A 6971-nucleotide genomic window follows, 5' to 3' on the forward strand; every position below is an offset into this window, starting at 1 on the left:
AATAATTAGATGAAAGTAATAGTCAGTTCACTTGGGAAGGATCTTGACTCAAAGATCAGTCCCGTTTTTGGACGAGCTCAGTGGTTCATATCAGTTGATACAGATGACATGTCATATGAGGCCTTTGAAAATCCTTCTATCAGCCAGAGCAGCGGAGCTGGCATAATGGCAGCTCAGTTCGTTCTTAAGAAAGGCCCGGCTTCTGTTCTGAGTGCAAACATCGGCCCAAATGCGTTTGAAGTGCTACAGGCCGGTTCGATATCATGCTACATCGCGGAGAACGGAACGGTAAAAGAAACTGTAGAAGCATTCATAGACAAGAAACTCGATAAAATGGGATTAGCTACAGCGAATAGCCATTCCGGTATTGCTGGAAATCCTGAAGGCAGCTCAGAAGGAAACAAAGGAAATGCTGACGAGCTTTTGATGCTTACAGAAAAACTTCGCGATCTCAGAACACAGGTTGCAGATATTCTTGAGCAACTTGACCGCATCAGTGAAGGATAGCGTTATGAGAATAGTTGTATCATCGGATAATGATAAAGCTCTTGACAGTTCCGTAAGTCATCACTTTGGACGATGCCCGTATTTCACGGTTATCAATATTGAAGATGATGAAATACTGAATGCGGAAGCGGTAGAGAATCCTTATTTTTCCGCTCATTCCCCTGGACAGGTACCTGATTTCGTGAGCAGCCTTGGTGCTGACGTAATGATCGCTGGAGGAATGGGAGGCCGAGCAATCAGTATTTTCAGTAACTATGGCATTAAATGCTCAACAGGCGGTACAGGCTCTGTAAAGAAAGCTGTAACACATTTTCTCTCTGGTTATCTATCTGATGCTTCACCATGCAGGGAAAGCAGAGAGCACGGTCATGGAACGTCTGAATATGAGAAAGGTCCTGTTGACCGGCTCAAAGAGGAAGCGGAATATCTGCTTAATAAACTTGATGATATAATCAGCCCGCATTCAGAAAAGAATAATTAGAAAGAAGGTTGAAAATGGGTCGAGGTATTGGTGGAGGACAGCGAAGAGATGGCGGTGGCGGCAGAGGTCGCGGCGGAGGACCATACTCAGCTGGACCTGGAGGAACCTGCAGTTGTCCGGCTTGTGGTCATAAGATTCAACATCAGCCCGGACAACCATGTAATAAACTAACCTGTCCAAAATGCGGCACAGGAATGACTAGAGAGTAATAAAGAGGAATGGTAATAGCAGTAGCAAGCGGCAAAGGCGGAACAGGTAAAACCATGGTGGCGGTCAGTCTTGCTCTCGCCGTTTCGGAAGAGAAGACCGGTTTGCGTCCTCTTCTTCTCGATTGCGATGTGGAAGAACCCAATGCCGGTCTCTTTCTTGATCCCGACTACAGTCTACAAAGAGAGACCGGTGTACTGGTTCCGGAAGTTGATGATGACAGATGCACATACTGTGGCCTATGCGCTGAAGTCTGCGTCTGGAACGCTATCGCCGTTGCCGGCAGTAAAACTCTTGTATTCCGGGATATGTGTCATGGCTGTGCCAGCTGTATGCTTGTCTGTCCGGAAAACGCAATCAGTGAAATACTGCATGTTACCGGTAAAATAGAGGGAGGAACGGCCCTCTCATTAGATTTCGCAAGGGGAGTCATGAATATCGGTCAGGCGATGCCTGTTCCGACAATTTCCTCTCTATTAAAGGAATACCTCTCTCAAGAGCGGGAAGGTCTTGTGATAATAGATGCCCCGCCGGGAACATCCTGTCCTGTTGTGGAAGCCGTAGGCAGAAGTGATTACGTTATACTCGTAACAGAGCCGACTCCCTTTGGACTGCATGATCTGAAAGCTGCGGTCGATGTCGTTGTGAATCAGCTCGGTATCAGGGCAGGAGTAATAATCAACAGGGATGGAATCGGCGACATGAAGGTGGAGGAATACTGCAATTCAGAAAATCTCCCAATCCTTGCCAGAATCCCAATGGATCGGAAAATAGCAGAAGTGCTTTCAGAGGGGACTCCCCTGATTCATGGTTATCCGGAGTATGGGAAAGTATTCCTGGATATCCTTGGCAGAATTCGAAAAGAGATATCTCCATGAGGCAAATCGTCGTACTCAGTGGAAAGGGAGGAACCGGTAAGACTTCTCTGACCGCAGCCCTTGCACATCTCGCTTTCGAAGAGAATGAACTTGTTCTCGCCGACGCAGATGTGGATGCTGCCAATCTGGAAATTCTTCTGAAACCTGAATTGATGGAAGAACATTCTTTCGAGGGTGGTTATAAGGCTGAAATTGATAATGACAACTGTAACGGTTGTGGAAGATGCTTTGATGTGTGCAGATATGACGCGGTAATTCCACCTTCTCCCTCTCAGGAGACAAGTGAATACAGAATAGACAGAATAAGCTGTGAGGGATGTAACTCCTGTCTTTATCAGTGCCCTGTGAGCGCGGTCAGCAGCCACAGAGCAATAGCGGGAAAGTGGTTCCTGTCCAGATCTCTATATGGCCCTCTTTTTCACGCAGAAATGAAAGCAGGAGAAGAGAACTCCGGAAAGCTTGTAACCATTGTAAAAAATGCAGCCTTCGGAGCCTGTGAAAAAGCGGGATGTACACTTCTTATAGTTGATGGTCCACCTGGAATCGGCTGTCCGGTGATAGCGGCCTCCGCAGGCGCTGATCTTGCCTTTATTTCAACAGAACCAGGGGTTTCCGCCATTCATGATCTTTCAAGAATACTCGGAACGGTAAGACATTTCGGAATAACCCCGGCAGTATGTATCAACAGGAGCGACATAAATTCGGCTAAAACCACTGAAATAGAGGCGTTCTGCAGGGCGGAGAACATCATACTTCTGGGCAGAATTCCGTACGATGATTCGGTAACAATTGCCATGTCGAAAGGGATGCCTGTAACTGCATATGATCCTGAAACTCCCGCTTCAGTAGCTATCAGGGAAATCTGGAAAATTCTTTCGGCTCTGCTGCAATCCTCTGCCTTTCCGGAATTGCCGTAGTTTCAGGGATTGCCCTGAGATTTATTGCTATTATGTTTCAAATAGTAAATGCTTTACGTAGCAATCTGTTATTATGAATCAGCTTGAGATGGTGAGATAATGTCTGATATTCCGGAATCAATAAATCACGAATTTGATACCGCTGAGAGGGAATATCAAAAGAATAAAGCGTTAAGAGAAACTCAACAGAAGAATTTCAAGGATAATTCAAAAAAGTGGAAATTGATTCTGATGTGTGTTGGTGTTGTCCTGCTCATTCTGGTTATTATCAATTCACTCAACGAAATACATGAGCTTAACAACCCAGTAAGACCGCTTGGTTTGCAACTGGAAGATGCAAAACTCACCATGTTCATGATATCTCTCAAGCTGGAAGAATACCGGATCACAAATGCCTGCTATCCTGATTCTCTTGATCCTGGAATGGATATATACGATGTTGACTATATTCTTCATCCTGATGGATCTTATATGTTATCCTGCCAGGCGGGCGATTCAACCGTGACTTTCAAATCAACGGAGAATCCTGGTGATCTTGTCAGTGAGGATTTCCTGAGCGAAGTTGTAAGGGTAGGGGCAGGTGAATGAACAAAGGGGCTTTACTCTAGTTGAGTTGATGATAGTCATTATCATTGTCGGAATACTTGCGGCTATAGCGGTTCCAAAATTCATGGGAATGAAACTGAATGCACATGCTGCAAGAATAATCAGTGACTATGACATGTTCAGAACCGCTCTTTACAGATATTATGCTGTGTCGGGGGAGTTTCCCAGGGATAGATATCCCGGAGGTGCCGTTCCCGAGCTTATCGAATATCTGCCTGACGGTTTCAAATACAACCTCCGACCTGAGCTGGATGTCAGATATGACTGGGAGAAATGGGTATCCAACGGGAACCCATGGTATCCCTGGACAGGTACTATTCTCGGACTGTCCGTTACTACAAGAGACAAAGCTCTTGTCAATGCGATAGATGGATTATACGCCGGCGATTTCCATTATACGCTTGGAAACAATTACACTTTCATAATAGAAGCGATTCCTGACAACTGACACTTCTGTATTGGTCTATTCTTTATCGCTGAGCTTTGCTTAATCTATCACAGATAATTACTGTTGGCGCTGAATATTCAATTTGCATATCATTACCAAGTATGTGTAACTACAACTGGAGTTTTATTTGAAAGAACAACAGAATACTGATCTGGCAGCAGCAAGACTGGCGAAAGCTGTGTCTTCTCAAGAAGACGCTGAAGAAAGACTTAAGGCTCTTACCTCTTTTATTTCCGGATATGAGCCGGACAGTATTGGACCTGTTCTCGGCTTGATCATCAATGATTCCTGCAAAAGGATTGAAGCGGGGCTTACTTTCCTGTTCTTAATGGACAGATCCCAACTTTCGAGTTCTTACCCTGACTGGAACTGGCCTGTTCTTTATGATTGGTTCTCGAAAACATCTCTTGAGACAGCCTGGGATCTGTTCGACAGAATACCATCAAATACAAAAAAGAACGTTTTTGCCAAAATCGCCATGTTGATAGAGGTTATCTACATTCTCATACTGGACGAACTTCTGGATCCTGATGTCGACCTTGACTGTTCTGGAGCTGACATCGCCGTCAGAGTGCTTAAAAGTAAAGATCCAAGCAGCAGTACTTTTTCTATCAGCCTGAGTTCATTCCCGGTAAATATTCGTAAATTCATGAAGGAAATCCTTTCTGAACTGGATTTCATAGAATATGCCCCCGGTCAATGGCAGTTCTCGTTCAGTAAGGAGATGGTTGAAGACTACTCTATCGGGAACAATCTGATTTCTCACAAAGGTTCAAGTCTGATGTCTCAGGCCCTTGCTCAAAGAAACGCTGAAAATCTGATCAAGCGCCTTGAACTCCTGATGAAGACTTTGCAGATGTTCCCTTCCGGACATCCTTCAATAGAACCCTCTACCGAATCCTTCACCAGTATCCTTTCAAAGTTCCTTCTGGAGAATGCACAGGTAACTCTGTCCATTATGGGCGATATAGTTATGGTAAATGATCTGCGAGTGGAGAGAAAAAATCTGGGGACAGGTGGATTCGTACGATCTTTTTCAGATAGAAATATTAGCAGTATTTCGTTCAGCCCGGGAATAACTGGAGATCAGATACAGACCTTTGCGAAGATATTCAACAGACCTCCTGTCTATATTGCTGAGCATGGCGGAATGGCCAGGCTGATTGAACTCCGCGGACTTGATACAATTTCAATTAACCGTTTCCATTATGAGCTCATCGCGGAACAGGGTGATTCTGACAGGACACTGGCACGAAGTGAAGTAACAGTTGAAGATGCTATCTTCTCCGAACTTATTGACAGGCTGGAAAGGGGAGATAGTATTGACACTCTTCCCGGCAAGAATATCGGTGATGCTCTGAAATCCGTCCTTGCCGCCGCAAACGATGATAAGGAAGAGCAGCGAGGCTTGATCGCAAGGTTTATTACCGCACTTGACCCTTCTCTGCTTGAAAAAGGACTGTTATCCAATATTTACGTTCAACGCGGAATGGCATGGAAAGCAATTCGGAAGATAATTGACAGTCTTCTGCGAAGCCTTTCTTCACCTGATCCGGACGTCCGTCACAGAACCGTTGGAAAACTCCAGGACATGGCTCTTCTTGCTGTTGAGCGCGGAAAAGAGAATTCCTCCTCCCAGATCATAGAGAGTATTTCAAGAGCGCTGAAACGCGAGCATGATCCAGATGTTCTTTACAGGGCGGTAATTCTTACCGCTTCACTTATGGAGTCTCTTCTTACCCGCGGAAATATGTCTATCGCGCTGCAAGCCGGGAATATCCTTAGCAATCTTCAGTCTATGCAGTATCCAAGGACTGAACTGGAAGCAGCCAGAAAACGATCTCTTTCTGAAGCCCAGAGGAAACTTGATACCCTATCGGCAGCTGAAGCACTGGTTCCCAGACTGCTTTCAGATGACATGAACATTTCAAAGGAAGCCGCTCAACTGGCTGCTATTTTACCGCCCGATAATCTTGTTTCACAGCTTGTAAATATTTTCAACGAAGACAACAGACGTCTCAGAGCAAAAGCATTTAAAATTCTTCTAAGCATGGGGAAAAGGGGTCTTTCTCCTATTCACGGTAAACTCAAGGATATAGTCACCGCTTTTAACTCCCAGGTAGACAAAGCAACGTTCAGTCTTCCTGATTCTGACTGGTATACAGCCCGAAACATGATACAGGTTCTCCGAGATATCGGGTCGTCTTCGAGTGAAACTGTCCTTGCGGATCTATGCAGAATCCCGGATCATAGAATAAGACGTGAATGTCTTCTTGCTTTGATAAAAAGTTCAAACACTACCGCTGAAAGCCTCGCGCTTCATCTTATTTCGGATGAATCAATTGATGTTTCCGTAATCGCTCTGAACATCCTCACAAAGCAGGCTGCTTTCAATCCTGCCTACATTCCGAAGCTAACTTCCGCTTTTCGCAAGAATAAGCAGATCAGACCGGAGATCATGGATTCTTTCAGCATTCTTGGTAAAAATGAGCAGGTCAGGGATTTCCTTCTGAAATGCTTGAATGAAGGGGAGTCCGGTCAACTGTTTGAAGACTCAAACCTTGCTTCCGGAGCTTTCCTGATACTCAAAAGATATGGTGGTAGCAAAGAACTGACTGTTCTTGAGAAACTGCTTTCTAATGTTGAAGGCGGTTTCTTTAAGAAAAGTAGAATCAATCGACAGCTTCTCCAGAAGCTGAAGGATGTGATTCTTACGTTGAAACTGTCTTCCGATGTAATCGAGACCGAGGAGAGTAAACCGGAAAAACCGGACGATGATGAAATCACTATTCTTGGAAATTTTCAATCCTGAGACAGCAAGTATTAACATCACTGTTCTTTCCTGCTTCATTACGAGCTACTGAGCCAAACACCCCTAGACTTTCGATCCCAAAAAGCTCCTTAAGAAAGGGGTTCAGTTTTCTCAG

At 44.9% G+C, this 6971-nt stretch carries 9 protein-coding genes; 8 read left to right on the forward strand and 1 reads right to left on the reverse strand.

The features are described from left to right. Positions 1 to 9: 9 nt before the first annotated feature. The 8 genes from K8R76_01360 (at position 10) to K8R76_01395 (ending at position 6856) form a co-directional block, all read left to right on the forward strand. A complete protein-coding gene (locus K8R76_01360) occupies positions 10 to 507 on the forward strand; it encodes a NifB/NifX family molybdenum-iron cluster-binding protein (GenBank protein MCD4846819.1) in 498 nt (165 codons plus the stop codon). Positions 508 to 511: 4 nt separating this feature from the next. Then, complete coding sequence (locus K8R76_01365) at positions 512 to 988, forward strand: NifB/NifX family molybdenum-iron cluster-binding protein (GenBank protein MCD4846820.1); 477 nt, start codon at positions 512 to 514, stop codon at positions 986 to 988. Between the two features lie 14 nt (positions 989 to 1002). After that, entirely contained in the window at positions 1003 to 1197 is a 195-nt protein-coding gene (locus K8R76_01370) for a hypothetical protein (GenBank protein MCD4846821.1), read from the forward strand. Between the two features lie 9 nt (positions 1198 to 1206). Beyond that, the gene (locus tag K8R76_01375) at positions 1207 to 2073 is read left to right on the forward strand and encodes an ATP-binding protein (GenBank protein MCD4846822.1); all 867 of its coding nucleotides are present in this window, start codon (positions 1207 to 1209) and stop codon (positions 2071 to 2073) included. Further along, positions 2070 to 2990: an ATP-binding protein gene (locus tag K8R76_01380; protein MCD4846823.1), complete on the forward strand. Its 921-nt coding sequence runs from the start codon at positions 2070 to 2072 to the stop codon at positions 2988 to 2990. The genes K8R76_01375 and K8R76_01380 overlap by 4 nt, the downstream gene beginning before the upstream one ends. Before the next feature lie 99 nt (positions 2991 to 3089). Next, a complete protein-coding gene (locus K8R76_01385; protein MCD4846824.1) occupies positions 3090 to 3578 on the forward strand; it encodes a hypothetical protein in 489 nt (162 codons plus the stop codon). Continuing rightward, a complete protein-coding gene (locus K8R76_01390; GenBank protein ID MCD4846825.1) occupies positions 3571 to 4044 on the forward strand; it encodes a prepilin-type N-terminal cleavage/methylation domain-containing protein in 474 nt (157 codons plus the stop codon). The genes K8R76_01385 and K8R76_01390 overlap by 8 nt, the downstream gene beginning before the upstream one ends. Positions 4045 to 4171: 127 nt before the next feature. Beyond that, on the forward strand, positions 4172 to 6856 hold the full coding sequence (locus K8R76_01395) for a HEAT repeat domain-containing protein (GenBank protein MCD4846826.1): 2685 nt from the start codon (positions 4172 to 4174) through the stop codon (positions 6854 to 6856). On the opposite strand, the gene K8R76_01400 is transcribed toward K8R76_01395, so the two are convergent. Continuing rightward, positions 6831 to 6971 (reverse strand): nucleotidyltransferase domain-containing protein (locus K8R76_01400; protein ID MCD4846827.1); only part of this gene is annotated, 141 nt, incomplete at its 5' end. The two genes, K8R76_01395 and K8R76_01400, sit on opposite strands and share 26 nt — an antisense overlap.

Source organism: Candidatus Aegiribacteria sp., assembly GCA_021108435.1.
GTDB lineage: Bacteria > Fermentibacterota > Fermentibacteria > Fermentibacterales > JCC-6 > Aegiribacteria.

What these genes read in the sequence shown, in the direction of transcription:
- K8R76_01360 (MCD4846819.1), top strand. Translation starts at nt 10, where the DNA reads ATGAAAGTAATAGTCAGTTCACTTGGGAAGGATCTTGACTCAAAGATC.
- K8R76_01365 (MCD4846820.1), top strand. Translation starts at nt 512, where the DNA reads ATGAGAATAGTTGTATCATCGGATAATGATAAAGCTCTTGACAGTTCC.
- K8R76_01370 (MCD4846821.1), top strand. Translation starts at nt 1,003, where the DNA reads ATGGGTCGAGGTATTGGTGGAGGACAGCGAAGAGATGGCGGTGGCGGC.
- K8R76_01375 (MCD4846822.1), top strand. Translation starts at nt 1,207, where the DNA reads ATGGTAATAGCAGTAGCAAGCGGCAAAGGCGGAACAGGTAAAACCATG.
- K8R76_01380 (MCD4846823.1), top strand. Translation starts at nt 2,070, where the DNA reads ATGAGGCAAATCGTCGTACTCAGTGGAAAGGGAGGAACCGGTAAGACT.
- K8R76_01385 (MCD4846824.1), top strand. Translation starts at nt 3,090, where the DNA reads ATGTCTGATATTCCGGAATCAATAAATCACGAATTTGATACCGCTGAG.